Consider the following 23,303-nt stretch of genomic DNA (forward strand, 5'->3'; position numbering starts at 1 on the left):
ACCCCGTCACCCGCGCCCAGATGGCGTCGTTCCTGCAGCGCGCGCTCACCGGCTGAGCTGGGCATCGCTGGTGCTTGCGGAGGCGATGCTCCGCTGTGCCGGTGGCCGGGCCCGGTCAGGCCTCGGCGAGGAGGCGCTCGAGCGCGGTGAGCAGCAGCAGCACGTTGCGCTCGCTCGCCGATGTGCCCATCAACCCGATGCGCCAGGCGCGCCCGGCGTAGTCGCCGAGCCCGCCGCCGACCTCGATGCCGTGCTCGTCCAGCAGACGCCGGCGCCACGCCGCCTCGTCGACCCCGTCGGGCAGCGCCACGGTGGTCAGCTGCGGCAGGCGGTGGCCCTCCTGGGCGAGCAGCTCCAGTCCCAGGCGCTCCAGCCCCGTGTGGAGCATGGCGCCCAGGCGCGCGTGGCGGTCGATGCGGGCCGCCAGACCCTCCTCCAGGACCAGGCCGAGTCCGGCGTGCAGGGCGTACAGCATCGAGATCGGCGCCGTGTGGTGGTAGCTGCGCCCGCCCGCCGCGTCGATGTAACCGAGGATGAGCGTGATGTCGAGGTACCACGACTGCACGGGACGCGTCCGGTTGCGGACCCGCTTTACGGCGGCGTCGGAGAACGTGATGGGCGCCAGGCCGGGCGGGACGGACAGGCACTTCTGCGTCCCCGCGTAGCAGACGTCGACCGACCAGCCGTCGACGTCGACGTCCACACCGGCCAGGCTCGTGACGGTGTCGAGCACGAGCAGGGTCCCCGAGTCGGCCAGGGCGGCGCCGATCTCGGCCACGGGCTGGTGCACGCCCGTGGAGGTCTCGGCGTGCACCAGCGCGGCCGCCACGGGCCGGTGCCGCTGCACCGCGGCCACGAACTCGTCGGGGTCGATGATGCGCCCCCACGGCGCCGTGACGGTGTGGACCTCGGCGCCGGCGCGTCTGGCCACCTCCACCAGGCGGCCCCCGAAGACCCCGTTGACACCGACCACGACGGCGTCACCGGGCTCGACCAGGTTGACCACGGCCGCCTCGAGCCCCGCGCTGCCGGTCCCCGAGACGGGGAAGCACACACGGTTGCCCGTGCGGAACACCGCTCGCAGGCGTTCGCCGACCTGGTCCAGCAGGGGCGTGAAGTCCGGATCGAGATGGCCGAGCAACGGCGCGGCCATCGCCTGGCGCACGGCGGGGTGGACGTCGCTCGGGCCGGGGCCCATGAGGATGCGATCAGGTGGGAACATGGCGGCATGGTACGACCTGTGTGGCGGGTCCCCGTCCAGCGCACTACCGTCCCACCCCACGACAGGAGACAGACATGGTGCAGGTCATGCCCGGGTGCGAAGCCTGGTCGGCGGAGGGCGGCGAGGTCGGGGCGCTCGTCCTGCACGGCTTCACAGGCAACCCGTCCAGCACGCGACCGCTGGCCGAGGCGCTGGCCGACCGGGGCTTCGCGGTCGAGATGCCCCGCCTGCCCGGACACGGCACGCGCTGGCAGGAGCTGGGCAAGACGACGTGGCACGACTGGGCCCGCGAGGCGGTGGCGGCCCATGAGGCACTGCGGGCACGGACCACGGCGCGGGTGGTGGTGGGGCAGTCGATGGGCGGCGCGCTGGCGCTCTACCTGGCCGCGACCCGCGGGCCGCACCTTTCGGGGGTGGTCCTCATCAACCCCTACGTGCGGGAGGGCGACCCCCGGCTGAAGGCGCTGCCGCTGCTCAAATGGGTGCTGCCGGGGGTCCCCGGGGTCGGCAACGACATCGCCAAGCCGGACGCTGACGAGAAGCCCTACGCCCGGGTGCCGCTGCGGGCCCTGGCCAGCGTGGTGGCGTTCCAGCGCCGGGTCCGCGACCACCTGGGCGCGGTCACGGCCCCGACCCTGGTCTTCACCTCTCGTCAGGACCACGTCGTCGACACCGGCAACAGCCGCCTGGTGCTCGACGGCATCAGCGCCGTCGACGTCGAGCAGGTCTGGCTGGAGCGCAGCTACCACGTCGCCACCCTCGACGTCGAGGCACAGGAGATCGTCGACCGCACCGTCGCCTTCATCAACCGCGTGACCGCGACAACGCCGGGGTCGTGACGGACGACACCCCGCCGACGATCGGGAGCGACCCCGACGCGGAGCCCAGTGCCCGCGAGCGCCTGGCCGTGCTCATCGAGAACCGCCTCGACATCCCCATGGCGGTGCTCGCCGTGGTGTGGGCCGCGCTGGTCGCCTACGACCTCGTCGCGCCCGCGTCCCTGCGCGACGAGCTCACGTTGGCCGGCAACGTCATCTGGATCCTCTTCATCGTCGAGTTCGTCGTGAAGCTGGCGGTGTCCGGGCGGCCGCTGCGCCACCTGCGGCGGCACTGGCCCAGCGTGCTGTTCCTGGTCCTGCCCGCCCTGCGCTTGTTCCGGGTCCTACGGGCGGTCCGGGCGCTGCGGGCCCTGCCGGCCGCGCGCGTCCTGGGGTCCTCCTACCGGGCGGTCGGCACGGCGCGCAACCTGCTGCAGGGCCGCCTGGGCTTCCTCCTGGCCGCGACCGGCATCGCGACCTTCTCGAGCGCCCAGCTGCTCTACCTGCTGGAGCGCACCCGCCCGGAGGGTGTCGACAGTCTCGGTGACGCACTCTGGTGGTCGGCCAACCTCGCCCTCACCGGCACGCTGGTCTTCGAGCCGGTGACGTTGGTGGGTCGGACGCTGGCCCTGGCACTGGCGGCCTACTCGGTGGTGGTGTTCGCCTCCGTCGCCGCCACCCTGGGGGCGTTCTTCATCGAGTCCCGGGCCGAGCGCGCCGCGGCCGAGGAGGCTGAATGAGGAGACCCATGGCCGTGCACGTGGAGCTGTTCGCCGTCGGCACCGCACCGCCCGAGGACGTCTGGGCGATCGTCGGTGACGTCAGGCGCCTGCCGGCATGGACCGACGCCCACGAGGTGGCGCGGGTCGAGCCCGATCCGGTCGTCGCCGGGACCGAGCTGGTCGTGGTCGACCGCGGTCGGTCCCGGCTCTGGAGGGTGATCACCGTCGGTCCCCGCGTGCTGGAGGTCACGACCGACACGCCGCATGGGCCGATCGGTCTCGGCGTCCGCGTGGCCCGGGAGCGGTCGGGGTCGCGGCTGGTGCTGGCCGGCGCCCTGCATCCCACGGGCGCCCGGCAGCGCCTTCAGGCCCGCATCCTGGAAGCGCCCGCGTTGCGCCGGCGCTTCGACCGGTGGACCCGCTCGGCCCTCGACCTGGCCGCCCGGGCGCGCTGACCGTCCCCGTCAGCGCAGCAGGCGGATTCCCGACCAGTAGAGCGGCGCGGCCACGTGGCGCACCACGACGGCCGGCCGGTACCACCGGGGGACGGTACGCTCGCGCGCGCCGCTGCGCGCCGTCTCGGCGATCGCCTCGGCGACCGTGCGGGGGTTGCCGACCAGGCGGTCAAGCGGCGTCCCGGCGAAACGCTCCTGGCGGAAGCCCTCGGTGCGGATGAACCCCGGGTTGAGCGAGCTGACGGTCACGCCTCTGGGCGCCCACTCGTCGTGCATGGCCTCGGTGAACCCCACGAGGGCGAACTTCGATGCGGTGTACGCCGGCTCGCCCGCCGCGAGCTTGCCGGCGACGGACCCGACGTTGATCACCCGGCTCGGGGCCGAGGCGGCGAGCAGCTCGGCGAACGCCCCCATGCACCGGACCGCGCCGGTGAAGTTGAGGTCCATGGTGGCCGTGACGACGGCGACGTCCTCCCAGGACGAGAACGCCGTGCCGAGATTGGCGCCGGCGTTGTTGACGAGCACGTGCACGGCACCGTGCTGGTCTCCCACGTGCGCGGCCAGGGCGAGCACCTGGTCGTCGTCGGTGACGTCAGCGGGGTACGCCTCGATGCCCTCGGCGGCAGCGGCGAGGACGCGCAGGCGCTCGGCCCGGCGGGCCACGGCGACGACCACCATGCCGGCGTCGGCCAGGACGCGGGCGGTGTGCTCGCCGATGCCGCTCGACGCACCGGTGACCACGGCCACCTTCCCGTGTAGCTGCATGGATCGTGCTCCCTGGTCGCGGCGGAGCGGCCAGCGTAGTGCCTCCGTCGCGGCGCAGGGCTACCCTGACGCCCATGACCTCCCACCCGCGGGCTTCCGGCCCTGGTGCCCGCGCTGCGCTCGGCGTGCTCCTGCTCGTGCTCACCGCAGCGCTCTCCGCATGCGGGGGTCCCCGGGGGGTCTCGCTGACCGAGCTCGCGGTCAACAGCGAGTTCTACGACGGCAAGGACGTCGTGGCGAGCGGCGTCGTCCGCGAGTTCGGGGCGCGCGACGATCGGGTCGAGCACCACTACGTGCTGCAGGACGCCGAGGTGAACCGGGTGCAGCTGCTGCCCGCTGACGCCGCCGCGCCGCATACGGGCTCGGCCGTCGAGGTCCTCGGAGAGTTCGAGTACGACGAGGACCGGGGTCGAAGGCTGCACATCGACACGATCGAGGCGGTGCGGGTCAGCCGGTGACGGTCGCTACTCCACGGCGATGTCCACGACCAGCCGCAGCGGGTCGGAAAGGACGGTCACGGCGAACGGCTGCTTGCTGCGCAGCCCGACGACCCACGTGAGGTGGCCCTCGAAATCACCGGTGCGCACGACCTCGGTGATCACCGCGCTGTCCGCGGTGATGCGCGACGGACCCTGGTAGGTGGCCACCGGCTCCGCGCCGGACGAGTCGACACCGGAGGCGGGCGTCAGCTGGACCTCGAGGAACGCCTCCCCGGCCACGCCGACGGACTCCCCGCTGCCGTCCTGCACCAGCGGCGGGTCCGCCTGGCTCACCCGGTAGCTCGGCATGTCGGGCCCCTGCAACTGCAGGACCACGCGGTCGAAGCCGGGTTGGCTGGCGACCCGCACGTCGGTCAGCAGCGCCAGCGCTCCCCCGGCGGTGGGGAAGTTCCCCCCGGTGACCTCCTGGTCGGCGAAGGGGCCGGCCGGCTCGGGTCCGAGCACGGGCGACGGCGCGGGCGACGCCGAGGGCGAGGGCGAGGGCGCGGTCGGTGTCTCGCGCTCGACCCCACCCTCGGCCCCGGGCTCGACGGGCGGCGCCGGGGCGGGCGGCTCCGTCTCGTCGTCGCGGTCTCGCGGCTCCTCGTCGTCCTCGGCCCCCGACTCGGGCGTGGGCGTGGCCGCGGGCGACTCGAGCTCCACCCGGGTCTCGGTCAGGTCCCGAAGCCACCCGGCCCCAGGCACGGCCAGCGCGACGATGAGCAGCATCGCCAGGACGGTGGTGGGGCGCGGCCGTCGGCCGCGGCGGACCACCGCCTCCAGTCCGTCGTCGGAGGGCAGGTCGGCGGTCCGGGCCCGGACCGCCGCGGCTGCGCGTCGGGCGCGCTCGTCAAGACCGGTCATCGTCCGAGCTCCTCCCCGTCGCCCAGCTCGGCGGCCAGCGATCGCCGCCCAGCGTGCAGGTGCGCCTTCACCGTGCCCTCGGCGCACCCCATGACCTCCGCGATCTCCGCCACCGACAGGTCGCTGTGGTAGCGCAGCGCCACCGCCTGCGCCTGGCGGCGCGGCAGGCGCCGCACCGCGTCCCAGAACGCCTCCGTGTCCTCGGGCAGGACCGCCGCCTCAGCGGGGCGACGACTGCGGAGGCGGGCCAGCGCCCGGGCCTCCGCCGCGAGTCGACGTCCCCGGGAGGTCGCCAGGTTGACGGCGACCGTACGCACCCAGCTGTGGGGCCGCTCGAAACCGCCGACGCGCAGCCAGTCGCGGTAGGCGCGGACGAACGCCTCCTGCGCGATGTCCTCGGCCACGGCCCACGACCCCGTCAGCGTGTAGACGAGCCCCGTCACGTCCCGGTAGTTGCCGGTGTAGAAGTCGGCGAACGCGTCCACGCCCACCGCCCTTTCCGCCCGCACCGCAGAGGCCGTGTCCATACCCGTAGGACGCACACCCCCACCGGGGTGGTTTAGTCCGTGCGCCCAGGGTACCCGGGGCCGGCCCGAGCACCGCCTCGCTCACCCGGTGTTGCGCAGCCCGGCGGCGGTCCCGTTGAGCGTGACCAGGAGCGCGCGCCGCAGCTGGAGGTCGGGCTCCTCGACCGCTCGGACGCGGGCCAGCAGGGCCACCTGGAGATAGTGCAACGGAGCGAGGTAGGTGTCGCGCACGGCCAGGGTGCGACGCAGCACCGGCTGGTGCTCGAGCAGCTCGCGCTCGCCGGTGACCGCGAGCAGCTCGGTCAGCGTGCGCTCGTGCTCGGCGACCACGACGTCGAACAGCGGCCGCAGCGCCGGGGGCACCAGCCGCTGGACGTAGCGCCCAGCGATCTCCAGGTCGACCTTGGCCAGCACCATCTGGGCGTCGGACAGGAGCATCTTGAAGAACCGCCACTCGGCGTGCATCTCGGTCAGGGTGTCGGCGAGGCCCGCAGCCCGGGCGGCGGCCAGACCCGAGCCCAGACCGAACCAGCCCGGCACGATCTGGCGCGACTGGTTCCAGCCGAACACCCAGGGGATGGCGCGCAGGTCGCTCAGCTCGGACCCGGAGCGGCGCGCGGGTCGGGAGCCGATCTTCAGATCCGCGAGCTCCTCCACCGGCGTGGCGGTGCGGAAGTACTCCGGGAAGCCCGGCGCGTCGACCAGACCGCGGTACGCGGTGTGCGCGGCGTCGGACACCACGTCCATGGCCTCGTCCCAACGCGCGAGGGTGGCGGGCGCAGCGATCAGTGTGCGGTGCAGCAGCGACGCCTCGAGCGTCGCGCCGAGCGTCAGATCGAGGTTGCGCCGGGCCAGGCCGGGCAGGCCGTACTTGTCGGAGATCACCTCGCCCTGCTCGGTGATCTTGATCTGCGCGTCGACGGTGCCCGGCGGCTGCGCCAGCACCGCCTTGTGCGTGGGTCCGCCGCCACGGCCCACGCTGCCACCACGACCGTGGAAGATCCGCAGCGCCACCCCGTGCCGGCGGGCGACCTCGACGAGGTGGCGCTGCGCCCGGTGCAGCTCCCACCGGGACGTCACCATCCCGGCCTCCTTCGAGGAGTCGGAGTATCCGATCATCACCTCCTGCAGGTGGCCGCGGTGCTCCACAACCCGGCGGTACGCGGAGTTGCTCAACAGCACGTCCAGGAACGTGCCGGCACCCCGCACCGCATCGAGGGTCTCCAGCAGCGGGACGAACCCGATCCGCGCGACGCCGGCGTGGAGGTCGACCAAGCCGACCTCCCGAGCCAGCACCGTCGCCGCGAGCACGTCATCGACGCCGTTGGTCATCGACACGATGTAGGACTCGACCACCCCCTTGCCGTAGCGGTCGAGGGCCTCGGCCACGACCCGGAAGGTTGCGAGCGCCCGTTCGGCGCCGGGCTCCAGGGAGCTCATCGGGCTGGTCAGCGGCCGACGACCCCAGAGCTCCTCCGTGAGCACCGCGGTGCGCGCCTCCCGGTCCATCTTCCCGTACGACGGGCGCAAGCTGATGTTGTCGTACAGCGACGCGAGGGCGGCGTGGTGGACCGCGGAGTGCTCGCGGATGTCCATCGTGGCGAGAAACAGCCGGAAGGCCGCGACCAGGCGCATGACCCGCGCCACCGGACCACGGGCGATGCGCGTGCCCCGGTTGGCCAGCAGGGACTCGTACATGAGCCGCAGCTCGGCCAGCAGGTCCTCCGCGTCGGCGTACTCCTCGGAGCCGGGGGGCCGGTCCTCCATGACGCGGGTCCGCGTGTTGCGCAGCCGCTCGGTGATGTAGGCGCACTTCAGCCGGTAGGGCTCCTCACGGTTGAGTCGCACGTAGCGGTCGTAGATGTGCCCGAGCCGGCGCCGGTCGTCGCTCAGGCTGCGCTCCAGCTCCGAGGTCACGCCGATGACCCGCACCGAGGAGGACAGCTGGCCGGCGAGCTGCTCCACCGCGGCGAGCAGGTTGCGCAGGGCGTGGTCGACCTGCACCCGCAGCACCTGGCGGGTCACGGTGGGCGTGATGTAGGGGTTGCCGTCGCGGTCGCCGCCCACCCAGGTGCCGAACCGGATCGGCACCGCGTCGGGGGGCAGGTCGACGCCGAGGTTGGCCAGACAGGTGGTGACGTCGTCGAACAGGTCGGGGATGACCGCCGAGAACAGCTCGTCGAAGTAGTAGAGCACCGCCCCCGCCTCGTCGACGGGCTCGGGGCGGTCCATGCGCAGCTCGTCGGTCTGCCACAGCAGCTCGATGATCTCGTCCAGGCGCCGGTCCACGCGCTCGATCTCCTGGGGCGGGGCCCGGGGGTCGTTGCGGACGGCGAGCAGGTCGGCCACCCGCTGCAGCTTGGTCAGCACCGAGCGACGCGACGCCTCCGTCGGGTGCGCGGTGAACACCGGACGCAGCTCCAGTCGTGCCAGCACCCCGCTGATCTCGGCGGGCGCCAGGTCGGCGGCGCCGATGCGCTCGACGGCCGCAGCGAGGGAGCTCTCGTCGGCTTCCTTCTCCGCCAGCTCGCCGATGCGGTGGGTCTGCTCGGCGATGTTGGCGAGGTGGAAGTACGTGGTGAACGCGCGCGCGAGGGCGATCGCCCGGTCGAGGTCGATGGTCTCCAGCAGGTCCTGCAGCTGCCCGCCGGCCTCGGGCGAGGCCAGCGCCGCCTTGCCGAGCAGCCGGACCTGCTCGACCAGCTCCAGCAGCTCCTCACCGTGCTGGCGGACCAGGGTCTCACCCAGCAGGCTCGCCAGCCGGCGGATGTCCGCCCGCAGCCGGATGTCTCCGCTCTCGCTGGCCTCGACCATCGCCGGTATCTCCTCGCCCTGTGTCGCCTCTCTTCCACCGCTCCACCGGGGGAACCGCCCGTGCGGACGGCCCGAGCCTATACGGTCAGCGGTGTAAGAGGTGCGCGGTTCGCGATACCTACGGTTTGATAGCGGCGGTCCGGACCGCCACCCCCGCGGACCGACCCTCCGCGGTCGACCGAGCAAGGAGACCCCACATGGCCGACAGCTTCGGTGCCCGCTCGACCCTCACGGTCGGTGACCGGTCCTTCGAGATCCACCGGCTCGACGCCTTGGAGGCTGCCGGCGACGTGCACCACCTGCCGTTCTCCCTGCGCATCCTGGCGGAGAACCTGCTGCGTCACGAGGACGGCGTGGCGGTGACTGCCGATGACGTCGCCGCGATCGTGAACTGGGACCCGACCGCCCCACCCTCCCGGGAGACGCAGTTCACGCCAGCACGGGTGCTCCTGCAGGACTTCACCGGGGTCCCCGCCATCGTCGACCTGGCCGCCATGCGCGACGCGATGGCCGCCCTGGGCGGCGACCCCGCCGCCATCGAGCCGCGCCTGCCCGCCGAGCTCGTCATCGACCACTCGATCGTCGCCGACGTCGCGGGGGTCCCCGAGGCGTTCCGTCGCAACGCCGAGCTGGAGTTCGCCCGCAACCGCGAGCGCTACGCCTTCCTGCGTTGGGGGCAGGACGCCTTCCAACGACTGGACGTCGTGCCGCCCAACACCGGCATCGTCCACCAGGTCAACCTCGAGTACCTGGCCCGGGTCGTCGTGGCCGATGCCGACGGGCCGAACGGCCCGGCCGCCTACCCTGACACGCTCGTGGGCACCGACTCGCACACGCCCATGGTCAACGGGCTCGGCGTCCTCGGGTGGGGGGTGGGCGGGATCGAGGCCGAGGCGGCGATGCTCGGCCAGCCGATCTCCATGCTGATCCCCCAGGTGATCGGGTTCCGCCTGTCAGGCGAGCTGCCCGAGGGCGCGACCGCCACCGACCTCGTGCTGACGGTGACCGAGCTGCTGCGCCGGCACGGCGTGGTCGGCAAGTTCGTCGAGTTCTACGGGCCGGGCGTCGCGAGCGTACCGCTGGCGAACCGCGCCACGATCGGCAACATGTCCCCGGAGTACGGGTCGACCTGCGCGATCTTCCCGATCGACGACGAGACGCTGCGCTACCTCACCTTCACGGGTCGCGACCCCGCGCAGGTGGCGCTGGTGGAGGCCTACGCCAAGGAGCAGGGGCTCTTCCACGACCCTGCGGCGACCCCGGTGTACACCGACACCCTGGAGCTCGACCTCTCGACGGTGGTCCCGAGCCTTGCGGGGCCGACCCGCCCGCAGGATCGGGTGCCGCTCGACGAGGCGCCGCAGTCGTTCCGCACATCCCTGCAGCGCTGGGTCCCCCTGATGGACGACGGGCTCGACGAAGCCGTCGAGGAGTCCTTCCCCGCCAGCGACCCGCCCGCCCCCGCCGAGCACCCGCATCCCCATCTCACCGAGGCTCCCGACGACCGCACGGCGCCGGTCTTCGGCCCGCCCGTACCGGTGACGACGTCGGAGGGCGCCACCGTCGAGCTCAACCACGGCCACGTCGTCATCGCCGCGATCACCTCGTGCACGAACACGTCCAACCCCTCCGTGATGCTGGCCGCCGGCCTGCTCGCGCGCAACGCGGTCGAGCGGGGCCTCACTGCGAAGCCGTGGGTCAAGACCTCGCTCGCGCCCGGCTCGCAGGTGGTGACCGACTACTACGAGCGCGCAGGGCTGACGCCGTTCCTGGAGAAGCTCGGCTTCCACCTCGTCGGCTACGGCTGCACGACCTGCATCGGCAACTCCGGGCCCCTGGATCCGAAGTTCTCCGAGGCCATCGCCGAGCACGACCTCACGGTCGCGTCGGTCCTGTCGGGCAACCGCAACTTCGAGGGTCGCATCAACCCCGACTGCAAGCTGAACTACCTCGCCTCCCCCCCGCTGGTCGTGGCCTACGCGCTGGCGGGGTCGATGGACGTCGACCTCTACCACGACCCCCTCGGCCACGACCCCGACGGCCAGCCGGTGTACCTGCGCGACGTGTGGCCCTCCGGAGCCGACATCGTCGCCACCGTCGAGGAGGCGGTCACCTCCGAGATGTTCGCCGCCCGCTACGCCGACGTGTACCGGGGCGACGACAACTGGCGCGGCCTGGACATCCCGGCGGGCGAGCGCTTCGCCTGGGACCCGGAGTCGACCTACGTGCGCCGGCCGAGCTTCTTCGACGACCTGGCGCCGCAGCCGCCCCCGGTCGAGGACATCACCGACGCACGCGCCCTGGTGCTCCTGGGCGACAGCGTGACCACCGACCACATCTCCCCGGCCGGCGCGATCGCGAAGGACAGCCCCGCCGGTCGGTACCTGCAGGACAAGGGCGTGCCGCCCGCCCAGTTCAACTCCTACGGGTCGCGCCGCGGCAACCACGAGGTGATGGCCCGCGGCACGTTCGCCAACATCCGCCTGCGCAACCAGCTCGCCCCCGGCACGGAGGGGGGCGTGACGGTGCATCTGCCGTCGGGCGAGCAGACCAGCATCTACGACGCGGCCATGCGCTACCAGGAGGCGGGGACGCCCCTCGTCGCGCTCGCCGGCGCCGAGTACGGCTCGGGGTCGTCCCGTGACTGGGCGGCCAAGGGACCGGCCCTGCTCGGCATCCGGGCGGTCATCGCGGAGAGCTACGAGCGCATCCACCGCTCGAACCTGATCGGCATGGGCATCCTGCCACTGCAGCTGGCGGAAGGGCAGTCGATCGCGTCACTGGGGCTGACCGGTCACGAGACGTTCGCCATCACCGGCCTCGCCGGCGCCACGGCGCTGCCCGACGAGGTGACGGTCCACGCCGACGGCCTGGAGTTCACCGCCGCTGTGCGCATCGACACCCCCCGCGAGGGGGACTACTTCCGCCACGGCGGCATCCTGTCCTACGTGCTGCGCCAGCTCCTCGCGACCTAGGCCGGGGCGCCGGGTAGTCGATGATCGAGCTCGAAAGCGTCTTTCAGCAGGTCGCGGCGCTGCTCGCGGTGTGCGCGGTCATCGGGGTGATCGCACGGCTCCTGCACCAGCCACTCATCGTGGGTTTCATCGGCGCGGGCATCCTCGTCGGCCCGACCGGTCTGGGCGTGGTCGACGAGACCCCCGAGGTCGAGCTGCTCGCCACCATCGGGATCGCGCTGCTGCTGTTCGTGGTGGGCCTGAAGCTCGACCTGCGTCTGGTGCGGGTGGTCGGTCCGGTCGCCCTTGCCACGGGCCTCGGCCAGGTGCTGTTCACGTCCGCGATCGGGTTCTTGTTGGCGCTATGGCTCGGCATGGCGACGGTCACCGCGCTGTACGTGGCGGTCGCGCTCACCTTCTCCAGCACCGTCATCATCGTGAAGCTGCTGAGCGACAAGGGCGAGATCGACGACATCCACGGACGGATCGCGATCGGCTTCCTGATCGTCCAGGACATCGTGGTCGTGCTCGTCATGATCGCGCTGAGCGGCTTCGCCGGCGACGCCGAGGGCGGGCTCGCCGCCCAAGCGGTCGGTGTGATCATGCGGGGCGCCGCGTTCGTCGGCGGCATCATGATCCTGGCCCGCTGGATCCTGCCACCGCTGCTGCACTACCTGGCCCGCTCCCCCGAGCTGCTCGTGCTGTTCGCCATCGCGTGGGCGGTGCTGCTGGCCACCGTCGGGGACCTGCTGGGCTTCACCGAGGAGGTCGGCGCGTTCGTCGCGGGGGTGTCGCTCGCGTCCACCCCCTACCGCGACGCGCTCGGGGCCCGGCTGGTCACGCTGCGCGACTTCCTGCTGCTGTTCTTCTTCATCACTCTGGGCATCCAGCTGGACTTCTCCCAGGCCGGCGACCAGCTCACCGCAGCCGTTGTGCTGTCGATTTTCGTGCTGGTCGGCAACCCGATCATCGTCATGATCATCATGGGGGTGATGCGCTACCGGACGCGCGTGTCGTTCCGCGCCGGGCTGACCGTCGCGCAGATCAGCGAGTTCTCGCTCATCCTCATCGCGCTCGGCTTCGGCCTCGGCCACATCGGCGGGGAGACGGTCGGGCTCGTCACCGCTGTCGGCATCATCACGATCACCCTGTCGACCTACCTGATCTCGAACTCCGCGTGGCTCTACGATCGGCTGGCTCCGCTCCTCCGCGTCTTCGAGCGCAGCGACGCCCGCGAGGTGCACCTCGCCATGGAGGGCGAGGGCCCGCCGCCCGACGTGATCGTGATCGGCCTCGGCCGGTACGGCAGCAACCTCGTCGCCGCGCTGCGCGAGGCCGGCCACACCCCCGCCGGGATGGACTTCGACCCCCAGGCCCTGCGCATGTGGCGTGAGCGCGGCGTGCAGGTCGTCTACGGCGACGCCCACGACCCCGACGCCACGGCCCTGCTTCCCCTCGACGACGCGCAGTGGGTGATCTCCTCGGTGCGCGACCTCGACACCAACCTGGCCCTGGTCCAAGCCCTGGACGAGCACCGCTTCGCGGGCCGGGTGGCGGTGACCGCCCTGGCCGAGGGCGACGCCGCCATCATGGAGCGCGCCGGCGCCGACGTGGTCCTGCGACCGTTCGCCGACGCCGCGAGGGACGCCGTCACCGCCCTGATGCAGTCACCGCCCTGACCCGAGCCGGTTACGAGGTCAACCGTGCCTCGGCCACGAGGTGCCAGTCGTCCAGGCGGAAGGTGACGGCCGGGTCGGTGACCGCCCGCTCGACCGTGACCGTGTAGGTGCCTGCCGGCAGGGGCCCGATGGACCGCTCGATGGCATGGGATTCCCAGCTGCTGCCGGTCTCGTTGCCGGCGTTGGTGGAGTCGAACGCGAAGTCGTCCCCCACTGCGGGATTCGCCTCGGTTCCATCGACCAAGATGCGGACGGAGCACCATTCGCTGAGGGCCCCCCCGGAGCAGGCGGACTCGGCGGTGAAGCGCGTCAGGATGAGGGCTTGGTGACCCGCGGGGACGGTGATCTCCGTCGTCGCGTCAGGAAGCGCTTCGAAGGTGTCGGTCGCCCCGACATCGGCGGTGGATCCAGTGACGACCGAGACCGGCGACAGCTGCGTCGGCCCCAGTCCCTGAAGCGCGTCGGCGTCGTCGGCGTTCGCCGCGTTCGTCGCGCTGTCCGCGTTGGTCGCGTTGGTCGCGTTGTCCGCAGTCGTGGCGTTGTCCGCAGTCGTGGCGTTGTCCGCAGTCGTGGCGTTGTCCGCGGTGGTCGCCTGGTCAGCGGTTTCGGCGGTCAGGGCGTTCACCACCGGGTCCTGTCCGGACAGCGCACCCAGGCGGTCCATGAAGGAGGCCATCTGGTCTCGGCGGACCGAGTCTCCCGGGCAGTACGCGCCTGCGGCGCAGCCCAGCGTGATGCCCGCGTCCCGGATGGCGTTGATGGCGTCGTGGTGGGTGTTGCTGGCAGGCACGTCCCCGAACCCGTCGGCGGCCCACACCCCGGCCGGGAAGGCGATCAGGATGGCGACCGTGACGGCCACCAGCCCCCGAGTCCGCGTGGGCACGTTCGATTGCCGTGTTCGCATGGTGTTTCCTTCCCTCAGGCGGTCGGCACCCCAGGGCTCCGCACGGGCCGCCTTCCGCATCTCCGCCCCCCGCCGGACGACAATGTACACCGAGCCCGCCGAAACGGCCTTCCCGCACACCGTGCCCGCCTCGTCGTCGATCTGGCCGCGGTGGTCGACCTCAGCGGCGGCGAACGACCATCGGCAGGGGCTTGCGGGCCCGGGTCCGCCGATCGTCGAGGTAGGCGGCCAGCTCGTCGTAGACGGCGTCGCTGGTCATGGCCCGCAGCTCGGCCCCGAGGGACTGGTAGACGGGCGCCCGCCCGGTGTAGGCCTCGGCCTCGTCGATGCACCACCAGGCGAAGTCCGCGCCCCCCGGACCCCAGGCGCCGCGGTCGTAGGAGGTGATCGTGGTGATCCATGCATCCTCGCCGTCGTCGTCGACGATGTCGGCGATCTCGCGGCGCAGCGGCACGACCCAGCAGACCTCGGGCTTGTGGGTCATGTGGTGCTCGCCGCGCTCCATCGCGAACTGGTGCAGCGCGCACCCGGGGCCCCGGTGCCAGCCCTCGCGGTTCAGGAAGATGCACCCCCCGCGCACGACGCGGGTGCGGCCGTGCTCCTCGCCGGGCACGGCGGCGGACACGCCGCGACGGGTGGCCTCCGCGTAGTGCTGGAGGTACTCGGGCCCGAGCAGCTCCACCGTCGACTCCACCATGGCGCGGTCGTCCTCGCCGACGTAGTGCGCGCCCACGGTGCAGCAGCCGAAGGACGGACCCTTCTCGGGGTCCGTCCCGGGACACCCCGCCCCGTAGATGCATTCGTACGTCGACAGCAGAAAGCTGACGTCGAACACGTAGCGGTCGCGGGAGTCCTCGGGGTTGAGGATCGAGATCCATTCACGGTCGAGCATGCGGGAAGCGTATGGCCTCGAGGCCACTTTGGGCGATACTGTGCCGTCATGAGCCGCGACGACGACCTCGACTACGACTACGACGCCGGCGGCCGGGTCCTCTGGGGCCGGGTTGCTATCTTCGGCGTCGCCCTCCTCTTCACCTTCGTCCTCGGGCGTGCCTGTGCCTCCGGCGTGCCCGAGGAGGACCTGGAGGAGGCCAACCGGCAGGTGCAGGAGTACGTGGAGGACAACGAGCAGCTGCGGCAGGAGCTCGAGGCCCTCTCCGGCGGTGCCCCGCCGACCGACCCTGCCGCCGGCGAGGAGGGGGAGACCGCGGAGGGTACGGCGGACGACGGGACCGCCGAGGAGCCCACGTCGGACACCACCGCGTCCGCCGAAGGCACCCAGACCTACACCGTCCAGGCGAACGACAACCTGCGCAGCATCGCCCAGGAGTTCTACGGCGACGGCAACCGCCACGACCTCATCTCCGAGGCCAACGGGATCGACAGCGACAACGTCCTGCAGGTCGGCCAGGAGCTGGAGATCCCGCCCTGCCCCGACTGCTAGGTCACCCGAGGGGATCGGTCCAGGAAAGGCGGGCGAAGCGCGCGAACCCGTGGTCGTGGGTGCACAGGGTCAGCCCGTGCTCGATTGCCAGTGCGGCAAGCTGCACGTCGGGGACGTCGTTGGAGGTGAGCCCTGGCGTGGCGACGAGCTCCGTGGTGTCCTCGTAGCGCGCCCGCAACCAGGCGACGGCGATCTCGTGCTCGTCCATGGCCGGCATCGCGGCGTAGACGGCGAGGTTCGCGTCCAGCAGCAGGCTCAATACGTGCCCTTGGCCGCGGCATGGTCGTCGTCGGCCTCGGCCAGCACCGCGGAGGTGTCGGTGATGTCGGTGCGGGGTCGGCCTGGCAACGTCGGGAGCACCACTGGCGTCCGCTGAGCACGTCCCCGCTGCAGACCCTGGCGGAGCAGGCGGTTGGTCATCTGCCGCAGCGTCTCGCCGGTGCGCTGACGCTCCCGCTCCACCAGGGCCGCCACGTCATCGTCGATGGTCAGAGTTGTGCGCATGATGCTGTATATCCTACATCACTGATGCTTGGTCACTGGCATGCGAGAAGACATCCCGACCGCCTGACCCCCCGACAAGCCGCTATCCTTTCCCCGACCGGCAGACGACCCCCGTGCGGTGATACCACCCCATGGGACCAGGTCTCGACCGCGACGTGCCGAGAACGCCGCCGCAGGAGGACGCCCGATGGCTCAGTCCGCCCCCACCGTCCGCCCCCAAGACATCATCCGCCGCATCGGGGACACCAACGAGAAGGCGCTCCGCTACGTCCTGGAGCCCGACCCGCAGCTCTCCCGACTGTCTCGCAAGCTCCGCGAGAACCTGATCACCGACCTGCCCCCGGTGACCGCCGGGGCACTGCTCGGCCCGGCAGCGCTGGCCCGCCACTTCATCGCCTCCGCCGCCACGGGCCGCTACCGGGACCTGTTCGCGCTCTGGCAGCTGTTCATCGCGCGCCCCGCGGAGTGCAAACCTGTCCTGGCGGAGCGTCCCGCCGCGCTGGCGAAGGGCCAGCAGGCGCTGGTCAGGGCGTCGCAGCTCGGGCTCATGGGACGGGCGGAACGGGTCGCAGCCGACGTCACCGACGCCGAGGGCCTCATCTGGCAGTGGCTGCGCGAGGTGCTGATGGAGAACCCCGCCGCCGTCGGCGCGCGGCCGGCCGTGGCCAGCGCCCTCCTGCACAAGGAGCCCGACGCCGCGATCCCCCTGCCTGAGGAACCGAGCGAGCGCTGGCTCGCCGAGGCCGCCGCCACCCGCCAGGAGGGCCCGCTGCCCCCGCCGATCGAAGCCATGCTGGCCAGCCACGTGGACCGGCTCCCGGCGACCGTGGGCACCCTTGCCATGGCGCATGCCAGCTACCCCGAGCGGGTGGAGGCGCTGATCGATCGCGTCGATCTCGGCAGCCCGGAGATCGGCGCGGTGATGGCCTGGGCACGTGACCACGGCCACGGCGACCGTCTCCACGAGCGGATCGCCCACGACGTGGAGGAGACCACCGCCCGCGACCGGGCCGCGGGCCTCACCCGGTGGTACGCCTGGCGGGAGCGCGGGGTGGACCTGGCGCTGCCGGGACCGCTGCGGTCGCACTCCGTGGAGGGCCTCGACCTCACCCGCCCGGAGTCGGGGGTGCTCATCAGCCTGCTCGTCGCCGACGGCGCGGCCATCGACCCGCAGGCCCAGCTCGACGAGATCGCGGCCACCAACCGCCAGCTCGCCGAGAAGGCGTTCGAGAGCTTCGTGTGCGCCGGTCTGGACGTGACGCTGCCCGCCGCGTTGCAGGGCAACCCGATCGTGAAGGACGGCACGCGGTGCGCCTTCTGCCAGGCCTGGACCTGGGTGCGCCCCGGCCACGAGCGCCGGTGCCCCCGTCGCCCCGCCGACGGCGCCCCGCAGCCGGCCGTGTCAGAGCCCGAAGCGGGCGAGGCCCCCGGCTGGCAGGTGCCCGACGCCCCAGCCGACGCCCCAGCCAACGCCGCCGCGGACGTCCCCGACGCCCCGACCGGCGACGGCGCCCCCGGCTGGGAGGTCCCCGACACGCCCACCGATGCTCCCGCCGACGCCCCGACCGGCGACGGCGCGCCCGGATGGGAGGTCCCCGACACCCCGGCCCCTGCGCCGCAGCCCCCGGCGGCCGACGCACCGGCGCCGGGCACCGCGGCGGGCGGGGCGTGACCCCCGGTCTCCGTCAGGAGGCCGTGGGATTCCCCCGCCAGCATGCACGCACCCGGCGCTTCACCCTCGGTCAGCCCCGGTCGGTCACCGTGGGCCCCACCGGCTCCCGCATCGTCTTCCTGCGGTCGCGCGCTGGGGACGACCCCCTCCTGGGGCTCTGGGTGTTCGACACCGCGACGGGGCGGGAGACCTGTGTGGCCGACCCGGCGGTCCTCGGTGGCGCGACCGGGGACGCCGACCGGCTGCCGGCCGAGGAGCGGGCGCGTCGCGAACGGGCCCGCGAGGCCGCCGGCGGCATCGTCGCGTACGCCACGGACCGCGCCGTGGAGGTTGCCGCGTTCGCGCTGTCCGGACGCCTCCACGTCTGCCGCCTCCTGGACGGCACCACCACCCCGCATCCGTGCACGGACAGGGTCGTCGACCCGCGCCCGGACCCCACCGGCCGCCGCGTCGCCTACGTCTCGGGGGCCGCACTGCACGTGGCTGACGTCGCACAGGGCCCCGGGCGGGTGCTCGCGGCCCCGGCACCCGGCGAGGACCAGGTGTCATGGGGGCTGGCCGACTTCATCGCCGCGGAGGAGATGGGCCGCACCCGCGGCTACTGGTGGGCTCCGGACGGGCAGCGCCTGGCGGTGGCACGCGTCGACACCGCCCCCGTCGCCCGGTGGCACATCACCGACCCCGCGGACCCGGCCAGCGCACCGCGGACGGTCGCCTATCCCGCGGCGGGGACCGCCAACGCCGACGTCGCCCTGTCCGTGGTGGACCTCCACGGGGCGCAGGTGCGCGTGGGCTGGGATGCCGAGCGCTTCCCCTACCTGGCGTCGGTTCGCTGGAGCGACCAGGCGCCCCTGACCCTGTGCGTGCAGTCGCGCGACCAGCGCACCATGCGGGTGCTCGTCGCCGACCCGGCGTCCGGTGCCACCCGCGTGGTCCGTGAGGACGACGACCCGGACTGGCTGGAGCTCGTCCCCGGGGTCCCGCGGTGGACGCCGGGCGGGCGACTGGTCCACACGATGGACACCGACGACACGCGTCGCCTGGCCGTCGACGGCACGGCGCTCAGCCCGCCCGGCCTCCAGGTGCGCACCGTGGTGCACGCCGACGACGACGCCGCGACGGTGGTGGGCTCCACCGCTGACCCCACCGCTGCGGCGGTGTGGCGGATCCCGCTCGACGGGGGGCAACCGACCCGCTGCTCACCGGCGGAGGGCGTGCACAGCGCGCAGGTGCACGGCCCCACCACCGTGCTGACGTCCCGCGACCTGCACCGGCCGGGGGTCCGCACGGTCGTGCGCTCCCCCGCCGGGGAGGTCGAGATCCGCTCGCTGGCGCAGGTGCCCGGGATCACCCCGCGACCGCGCATGCTGACCTTGGGCCCACGCAAGCTGCGCGCCGCCCTCCTCCTGCCCTCGGGCAGCCGGGATGCCGACGAGCGGCTGCCGGTGCTGCTCGACCCGTACGGGGGGCCCCACGCCCAGCGCGTGACCCAGCAGCACGACGGGTTCGCGGTGCCGCAGTGGTTCGCCGAGGCCGGCTTCGCGGTGCTCGTCGTTGACGGTCGGGGCAGCCCGGGCCGCGGGCCCGCGTGGGAGCGTGCGGTCGCTGGCGACCTCGCTTCGGCCCCCCTCGACGACCAGGTCGACGCCCTGCACGCCGCGGCCGCGGAGCACCCGCTCGACCTCGGCGCCGTCGCCATCCGCGGCTGGTCCTTCGGGGGGTACCTGGCCGCAGCGGCGGTGCTGCGCCGGCCGGACGTCTTCCACGCGGCCGTCGCGGGGGCACCCGTGACGGACTGGTCGCTCTACGACACCCACTACACCGAGCGCTACCTCGGCACGCCGCAGGCGAACCCGGCAGCCTACCGGGCCAGCTCGCTGCTCGAAGCGGACCCCCACCGGCCGCGTCCGCTGCTGCTGATCCACGGCCTGGCCGACGACAACGTCGTGGCCGCCCACACCCTGCGCCTGTCCGCGCTCCTGCTGGGGCACGCGTACCCGCACCAGGTCCTCCCGCTGGCCGGGGTGACCCACATGACCCCCCAGGAGACCGTCGCGGAGAACCTGCTGTGGCTGCAGCTCGCCTTCCTCCGCGACGCTCTGGACCTGCCGCGGCTGTGCGACGACCCCCTGCCATAGGCTGTCGGCTCACCCTCCAGTCGAGGAGACCCGCATGCAGTACCGCACGCTCGGCCGCTGGGGCGTCAAGGTGTCCACGGTCGGTCTGGGCTCGTGGCTCACCTTCGGCGGCTCGGTCGAGGAGGACATCGCGACGGCCTGCGTCGCACGCGCCTACGAGCTCGGGGTGAACTTCTTCGACACCGCCAACGCCTACGCCAAGGGCCGGGCGGAGGAGGTCGTGGGGGCCGCCCTCGCCGGCTACCCCCGCGCGTCCTACGTGCTGGCGACCAAGGTCTTCTTCCCCATGGGCGAGGGACCCAACGACCGCGGGCTGTCCCGCAAGCACATCATGGAGCAGGCGCACGCCTCCCTGCGCCGACTGGGGGTCGACTACGTCGACCTGTACCAGTGCCACCGCTACGACGCCGGGACGCCGCTGGAAGAGACGTGCCGGGCGTTCGACGACCTCATCCGGCGCGGCGACATCCTCTACTGGGGGACCTCGGAGTGGTCGGCGGACCAGATCGCCCACGCGGTGTCGGTGTGCCGGGCGCACGGCTGGGCCGACCCGGTCAGCAACCAGCCGCAGTACTCCGCCCTGTGGCGCGCACCCGAGCGGCGGGTGCTGCCGACCTGCGCCGAGCTCGGCCTCGGCAACGTCGTGTGGTCACCGCTCGCGATGGGCGTGCTGACGGGCAAGTACACCACCGTCGACGACGTGCCGGAGGACAGCCGGGCGGCCGGCGCCGACGCGCGGTTCATGACCCGCTACCTCACCCAGGAGGTCCTGGACGCGGTCGGGCGCCTGCGACCCGTGGCGGCCGATGCCGGCTGTTCGGTGGCGCAGCTCGCGCTCGCGTGGGTCCTCGCCCGCCAGACCGTGTCGAGCGCGATCGTGGGGGCCACAAAGACCGGGCACGTGGACGACAACGTCGCTGCCGGCGACCTGGATCTGGACGCCGGGCTGCTGGCCACGGTGGACGAGGTCCTGGCCCCGGTGGCCGAGACCTAGGGGCTGCGCCGATGCCCACCGTGGTCATCACCGGCGCCGCCGGCCTCCTCGGCAGGGGGTTCCGCCAGGCGCTGCTCGCCCGCGGGTGGGCGGTGCGCGGCGTCGACGTGCGGCCCGGCCCCGGGGTGACCGTGGGCGACGTGTCACGGCCGGGGGCCTGGCGCGACGTGCTGGTCGGCGCCGATCTCGTCGTGCACGCCGCCGCCGTGACCACCGAGAGCGGGGACCCCGCCCAGTTCTGGCGGGTCAACGTCGAGGGGACCCGCACCGTCCTGGAGGAGGCGGCCCGGGCCGAGGTCGGGCGGGTCCTGCACCTGTCCGCGACGGTCGTGCACGGCCGCGCGTTCCCCGACGGGGTCGACGAGACGGGCCCGGTGCACATGACGGGCAGCCCCTACACCGACACCACCGTCGCGGCCGAGCACCAGGCGCTGCTGGCCGCGGCCGCCGGACGCGTCCCGGTCACCGTCGTGCGGCTCGGCGAGGTGTACGGCCCGCACAGCCAGATGTGGACCGTCCGCCCCGTCGAGCTCATGCGCCGCGGCCTGTTCGTGCTGCTCGACGGCGGCTCGGGAGTCCTGTCGCCCACCTACGTCGATGACGCGGTGGACGGTGGTCTCACCGCGGCGCTGGCCGACCGCGGCGTCGGGGAGGTCTTCCACATCACGGGCGGCCACGGTGTGCCCACCGCCGACTACTTCGGGGCGTACGCCGACGTCCTCGGCGTGCGCCTGCGGGGCCTGCACCCCGTGGCCGCCGCAGCGGTCGCCGGCCCGCTCGGGCTGGTGTCGCGGGCGGTCGGCTGGCACCCGCCGCTGTCGTCGCGCAGCATCGAGTACGTCAGCCACCCGGGCACCTACTCGATCGCCAAGGCCGGGCGGGTGCTCGGCTGGTCGCCACAGGTCAGCCTGGAGGAGGGCATGGAGCGCACCACCGAGTGGCTGGCCGAGACGGGTCTGCTGCCCCGCCCGCCAGAGGACGACGTCGGCGATGCGGGTTAGCATGCCCTGATGGCCCTGACCGAGCAGATCCAGTCCGACCTCACCGCCGCCATGAAGGCCCGTGACACCGCCACGACCGCGGCGTTGCGCGGCGTCGTGGCCGCCATCCGCAACGCCCGTGTGGCCGCGGGCCAGTCCGGTGACCTGACCGACGAGCAGACCGTCGAGCTGCTCGGCCGCGAAGCCAAGAAGCGCGCCGAGGCGGCCGAGGCCTTCGAGGGGGCCGGACGCGCGGAGCAGGCCGCAAAGGAGCACGCGGAGCTGGCGGTGATCCGCCGCTACCTGCCCGAGCCCCTCGACGAGGCCGAGCTGCACGCCATCGTGGACGAGGCCATCGCGACCACCGGCGCCGACGGGATGGGCGACCTCGGCCAGGTCATGAGCGCGGTCATGCCGCAGGTCAAGGGCCGCGCCGACGGCAAGCAGGTCAGCGCGCTGGTCCGGGCGCGCCTGCAGGCATGACCCGGCCCGCCCGGGACGGTCGCGCGGAGCGGGGCCGCCGCCACCGCAGGTTCGTGCCGGTGCCCACGCTGGTGGTCGCGCTCGCACTCGCCGCGTGCAGCGGCGAGGCGCCCGAGCCGCAGTCCGCAACCGACCCGCCGACCCCGACCCCGACACCGACGCCGACCCTCACGGACGACGCGGTCGGCGACGAGGGCACCGGCGAGGAGCCGGCACCGGGCGGGGAGGCGGTGACCATCGCCTCGTGCAGCCCCGTGGAGTCCCCCGCCCCGTCGCCCGGCGGGCACCTGATCGGCGACCGGGAGCCGCCCGCGCCCTACACGTCGGTGCCCCCGACCTCGGGGTGGCACGCCTCCGGCGCGTTCACCATCGCGGTGCACGGACCCGACGACCCGCTCCCCGAGCCCCGCCAGGTCAGCGTGCTGGAGGCCGGCGGCGTGGTCGTGGCCTACCACGACCTCGACGAGCAGACGCGCACCGAGCTGGAGGAGCACGTCCGGGAGCGCTACCCCGGGCGGGTCGCGGTGACACCCTACGACCAGCTGGAGCCCGGGTACGTGGCGTTCACGGCGTGGCAGACCCTGCAGCGCTGCGAGGGGCTCGCCCTCACCGTGCTCGACACGTTCGTGGCGGAGCACGCCGACGAGGAGGTGGACACCCCCGGGACGCACTGAGCCCCCGCGCCTTACCCGTCGTCGCGGTCGCGCAGGTAGCGCTCGAAGTCGGCGGCGAGCTCGTCGCCGCTGACCGACGGCTCGGGCAGCTCGTCGGGCGCGGCGTCCATGCGCGCCTCCAGGTCGGTCACGTACTCGGACAGGTCGGTGTCCTCGGCGACGAGCTGCCATCCGCCGAGGCTCATGACCTGGATGCCTGGCGCGCCTTATG

Annotated in this window: 23 protein-coding genes; 13 read left to right on the forward strand and 10 right to left on the reverse strand. The window is 73.1% G+C overall.

Annotated features, from left to right (window positions below; genetic code table 11):
- Positions 1-115: 115 nt before the first annotated feature.
- Positions 116-1,222: an aminotransferase class V-fold PLP-dependent enzyme gene (locus WD250_10470; protein MEX2620633.1), complete on the reverse strand. Its 1,107-nt coding sequence runs from the start codon at positions 1,220-1,222 to the stop codon at positions 116-118.
- Positions 1,223-1,296: 74 nt separating this feature from the next.
- On the opposite strand from WD250_10470, the gene WD250_10475 reads away from it, so the two are divergent.
- Genes WD250_10475 through WD250_10485 form a run of 3 tightly spaced genes read left to right on the forward strand, consistent with a single transcriptional unit; the run spans position 1,297 to position 3,217 of the window.
- On the forward strand, positions 1,297-2,061 hold the full coding sequence (locus WD250_10475; GenBank protein MEX2620634.1) for an alpha/beta fold hydrolase: 765 nt from the start codon (positions 1,297-1,299) through the stop codon (positions 2,059-2,061).
- Entirely contained in the window at positions 2,058-2,780 is a 723-nt protein-coding gene (locus tag WD250_10480; protein ID MEX2620635.1) for an ion transporter, read from the forward strand. The genes WD250_10475 and WD250_10480 overlap by 4 nt, the downstream gene beginning before the upstream one ends.
- The gene (locus WD250_10485) at positions 2,777-3,217 is read left to right on the forward strand and encodes an SRPBCC family protein (protein MEX2620636.1); all 441 of its coding nucleotides are present in this window, start codon (positions 2,777-2,779) and stop codon (positions 3,215-3,217) included. The genes WD250_10480 and WD250_10485 overlap by 4 nt, the downstream gene beginning before the upstream one ends.
- Positions 3,218-3,226: 9 nt before the next feature.
- Here the strand turns inward: WD250_10485 and WD250_10490 are convergent, their stop codons facing one another.
- The gene (locus WD250_10490) at positions 3,227-3,982 is read right to left on the reverse strand and encodes an SDR family oxidoreductase (protein MEX2620637.1); all 756 of its coding nucleotides are present in this window, start codon (positions 3,980-3,982) and stop codon (positions 3,227-3,229) included.
- Between the two features lie 74 nt (positions 3,983-4,056).
- On the opposite strand from WD250_10490, the gene WD250_10495 reads away from it, so the two are divergent.
- A complete protein-coding gene (locus WD250_10495; protein MEX2620638.1) occupies positions 4,057-4,440 on the forward strand; it encodes a hypothetical protein in 384 nt (127 codons plus the stop codon).
- Positions 4,441-4,446: 6 nt separating this feature from the next.
- Here WD250_10495 and WD250_10500 read toward each other — a convergent pair whose 3' ends face one another.
- The 3 genes from WD250_10500 to ppc all read right to left on the reverse strand — a co-directional run bounded on the left by WD250_10500 (position 4,447) and on the right by ppc (position 8,666).
- The gene (locus tag WD250_10500; GenBank protein ID MEX2620639.1) at positions 4,447-5,325 is read right to left on the reverse strand and encodes a hypothetical protein; all 879 of its coding nucleotides are present in this window, start codon (positions 5,323-5,325) and stop codon (positions 4,447-4,449) included.
- Entirely contained in the window at positions 5,322-5,852 is a 531-nt protein-coding gene (locus tag WD250_10505) for a sigma-70 family RNA polymerase sigma factor (GenBank protein ID MEX2620640.1), read from the reverse strand. The genes WD250_10500 and WD250_10505 overlap by 4 nt, the downstream gene beginning before the upstream one ends.
- Positions 5,853-5,933: 81 nt before the next feature.
- On the reverse strand, positions 5,934-8,666 hold the full coding sequence (ppc, locus tag WD250_10510; GenBank protein ID MEX2620641.1) for a phosphoenolpyruvate carboxylase: 2,733 nt from the start codon (positions 8,664-8,666) through the stop codon (positions 5,934-5,936).
- Positions 8,667-8,863: 197 nt separating this feature from the next.
- Between ppc and WD250_10515 the strand changes: the two genes are divergently transcribed.
- Positions 8,864-11,641 carry an aconitate hydratase gene (locus tag WD250_10515; GenBank protein MEX2620642.1) on the forward strand — a complete coding sequence of 926 codons (2,778 nt, stop codon included), beginning with the start codon at positions 8,864-8,866 and terminating at the stop codon, positions 11,639-11,641.
- A 20-nt stretch (positions 11,642-11,661) separates the two neighbouring features.
- Positions 11,662-13,299 carry a cation:proton antiporter gene (locus tag WD250_10520; protein ID MEX2620643.1) on the forward strand — a complete coding sequence of 546 codons (1,638 nt, stop codon included), beginning with the start codon at positions 11,662-11,664 and terminating at the stop codon, positions 13,297-13,299.
- Positions 13,300-13,309: 10 nt separating this feature from the next.
- Here the strand turns inward: WD250_10520 and WD250_10525 are convergent, their stop codons facing one another.
- Positions 13,310-14,203 carry a hypothetical protein gene (locus WD250_10525; GenBank protein MEX2620644.1) on the reverse strand — a complete coding sequence of 298 codons (894 nt, stop codon included), beginning with the start codon at positions 14,201-14,203 and terminating at the stop codon, positions 13,310-13,312.
- A gap of 160 nt (positions 14,204-14,363) precedes the next feature.
- On the reverse strand, positions 14,364-15,095 hold the full coding sequence (locus WD250_10530; GenBank protein MEX2620645.1) for a hypothetical protein: 732 nt from the start codon (positions 15,093-15,095) through the stop codon (positions 14,364-14,366).
- A 48-nt stretch (positions 15,096-15,143) separates the two neighbouring features.
- Here WD250_10530 and WD250_10535 point away from each other — a divergent pair, with 48 nt between their 5' ends.
- A complete protein-coding gene (locus WD250_10535; protein MEX2620646.1) occupies positions 15,144-15,647 on the forward strand; it encodes a LysM peptidoglycan-binding domain-containing protein in 504 nt (167 codons plus the stop codon).
- Position 15,648: 1 nt separating this feature from the next.
- Here the strand turns inward: WD250_10535 and WD250_10540 are convergent, their stop codons facing one another.
- A complete protein-coding gene (locus tag WD250_10540) occupies positions 15,649-15,906 on the reverse strand; it encodes a hypothetical protein (protein ID MEX2620647.1) in 258 nt (85 codons plus the stop codon).
- Entirely contained in the window at positions 15,903-16,151 is a 249-nt protein-coding gene (locus WD250_10545; GenBank protein ID MEX2620648.1) for a hypothetical protein, read from the reverse strand. The genes WD250_10540 and WD250_10545 overlap by 4 nt, the downstream gene beginning before the upstream one ends.
- Positions 16,152-16,338: 187 nt before the next feature.
- On the opposite strand from WD250_10545, the gene WD250_10550 reads away from it, so the two are divergent.
- Genes WD250_10550 through WD250_10575 form a run of 6 tightly spaced genes read left to right on the forward strand, consistent with a single transcriptional unit; the run spans position 16,339 to position 23,092 of the window.
- A complete protein-coding gene (locus WD250_10550) occupies positions 16,339-17,823 on the forward strand; it encodes a hypothetical protein (protein ID MEX2620649.1) in 1,485 nt (494 codons plus the stop codon).
- Entirely contained in the window at positions 17,820-19,961 is a 2,142-nt protein-coding gene (locus tag WD250_10555) for a prolyl oligopeptidase family serine peptidase (protein ID MEX2620650.1), read from the forward strand. Before WD250_10550 ends, WD250_10555 begins: the two co-directional genes overlap by 4 nt.
- 34 nt (positions 19,962-19,995) lie before the next feature.
- The gene (locus WD250_10560; GenBank protein MEX2620651.1) at positions 19,996-20,955 is read left to right on the forward strand and encodes an aldo/keto reductase family protein; all 960 of its coding nucleotides are present in this window, start codon (positions 19,996-19,998) and stop codon (positions 20,953-20,955) included.
- Positions 20,956-20,966: 11 nt separating this feature from the next.
- The gene (locus tag WD250_10565; GenBank protein MEX2620652.1) at positions 20,967-21,956 is read left to right on the forward strand and encodes an NAD(P)-dependent oxidoreductase; all 990 of its coding nucleotides are present in this window, start codon (positions 20,967-20,969) and stop codon (positions 21,954-21,956) included.
- A gap of 9 nt (positions 21,957-21,965) precedes the next feature.
- Complete coding sequence (locus WD250_10570) at positions 21,966-22,418, forward strand: GatB/YqeY domain-containing protein (protein ID MEX2620653.1); 453 nt, start codon at positions 21,966-21,968, stop codon at positions 22,416-22,418.
- Between the two features lie 59 nt (positions 22,419-22,477).
- A complete protein-coding gene (locus tag WD250_10575; protein MEX2620654.1) occupies positions 22,478-23,092 on the forward strand; it encodes a DUF3105 domain-containing protein in 615 nt (204 codons plus the stop codon).
- 11 nt (positions 23,093-23,103) lie between these two features.
- On the opposite strand, the gene WD250_10580 is transcribed toward WD250_10575, so the two are convergent.
- The gene (locus tag WD250_10580) at positions 23,104-23,277 is read right to left on the reverse strand and encodes a hypothetical protein (GenBank protein ID MEX2620655.1); all 174 of its coding nucleotides are present in this window, start codon (positions 23,275-23,277) and stop codon (positions 23,104-23,106) included.
- Positions 23,278-23,303: the final 26 nt, after the last annotated feature.

Source organism: Egibacteraceae bacterium (genome assembly GCA_040905805.1).
Taxonomy (GTDB): Bacteria; Actinomycetota; Nitriliruptoria; order Euzebyales; family Egibacteraceae; genus DATLGH01.

Bases quoted from the DNA above. Each gene is read 5' to 3' on its own strand.
- WD250_10470 (MEX2620633.1), bottom strand. From the start codon at position 1,222: ATGTTCCCACCTGATCGCATCCTCATGGGCCCCGGCCCGAGCGACGTC.
- WD250_10475 (MEX2620634.1), top strand. From the start codon at position 1,297: ATGGTGCAGGTCATGCCCGGGTGCGAAGCCTGGTCGGCGGAGGGCGGC.
- WD250_10485 (MEX2620636.1), top strand. From the start codon at position 2,777: ATGAGGAGACCCATGGCCGTGCACGTGGAGCTGTTCGCCGTCGGCACC.
- WD250_10490 (MEX2620637.1), bottom strand. From the start codon at position 3,982: ATGCAGCTACACGGGAAGGTGGCCGTGGTCACCGGTGCGTCGAGCGGC.
- WD250_10495 (MEX2620638.1), top strand. From the start codon at position 4,057: ATGACCTCCCACCCGCGGGCTTCCGGCCCTGGTGCCCGCGCTGCGCTC.
- WD250_10500 (MEX2620639.1), bottom strand. From the start codon at position 5,325: ATGACCGGTCTTGACGAGCGCGCCCGACGCGCAGCCGCGGCGGTCCGG.
- WD250_10505 (MEX2620640.1), bottom strand. From the start codon at position 5,852: ATGGACACGGCCTCTGCGGTGCGGGCGGAAAGGGCGGTGGGCGTGGAC.
- ppc (MEX2620641.1), bottom strand. From the start codon at position 8,666: ATGGTCGAGGCCAGCGAGAGCGGAGACATCCGGCTGCGGGCGGACATC.
- WD250_10515 (MEX2620642.1), top strand. From the start codon at position 8,864: ATGGCCGACAGCTTCGGTGCCCGCTCGACCCTCACGGTCGGTGACCGG.
- WD250_10520 (MEX2620643.1), top strand. From the start codon at position 11,662: ATGATCGAGCTCGAAAGCGTCTTTCAGCAGGTCGCGGCGCTGCTCGCG.
- WD250_10525 (MEX2620644.1), bottom strand. From the start codon at position 14,203: ATGCGAACACGGCAATCGAACGTGCCCACGCGGACTCGGGGGCTGGTG.
- WD250_10530 (MEX2620645.1), bottom strand. From the start codon at position 15,095: ATGCTCGACCGTGAATGGATCTCGATCCTCAACCCCGAGGACTCCCGC.
- WD250_10535 (MEX2620646.1), top strand. From the start codon at position 15,144: ATGAGCCGCGACGACGACCTCGACTACGACTACGACGCCGGCGGCCGG.
- WD250_10545 (MEX2620648.1), bottom strand. From the start codon at position 16,151: ATGCGCACAACTCTGACCATCGACGATGACGTGGCGGCCCTGGTGGAG.
- WD250_10550 (MEX2620649.1), top strand. From the start codon at position 16,339: ATGGCTCAGTCCGCCCCCACCGTCCGCCCCCAAGACATCATCCGCCGC.
- WD250_10560 (MEX2620651.1), top strand. From the start codon at position 19,996: ATGCAGTACCGCACGCTCGGCCGCTGGGGCGTCAAGGTGTCCACGGTC.
- WD250_10565 (MEX2620652.1), top strand. From the start codon at position 20,967: ATGCCCACCGTGGTCATCACCGGCGCCGCCGGCCTCCTCGGCAGGGGG.
- WD250_10570 (MEX2620653.1), top strand. From the start codon at position 21,966: ATGGCCCTGACCGAGCAGATCCAGTCCGACCTCACCGCCGCCATGAAG.
- WD250_10580 (MEX2620655.1), bottom strand. From the start codon at position 23,277: ATGAGCCTCGGCGGATGGCAGCTCGTCGCCGAGGACACCGACCTGTCC.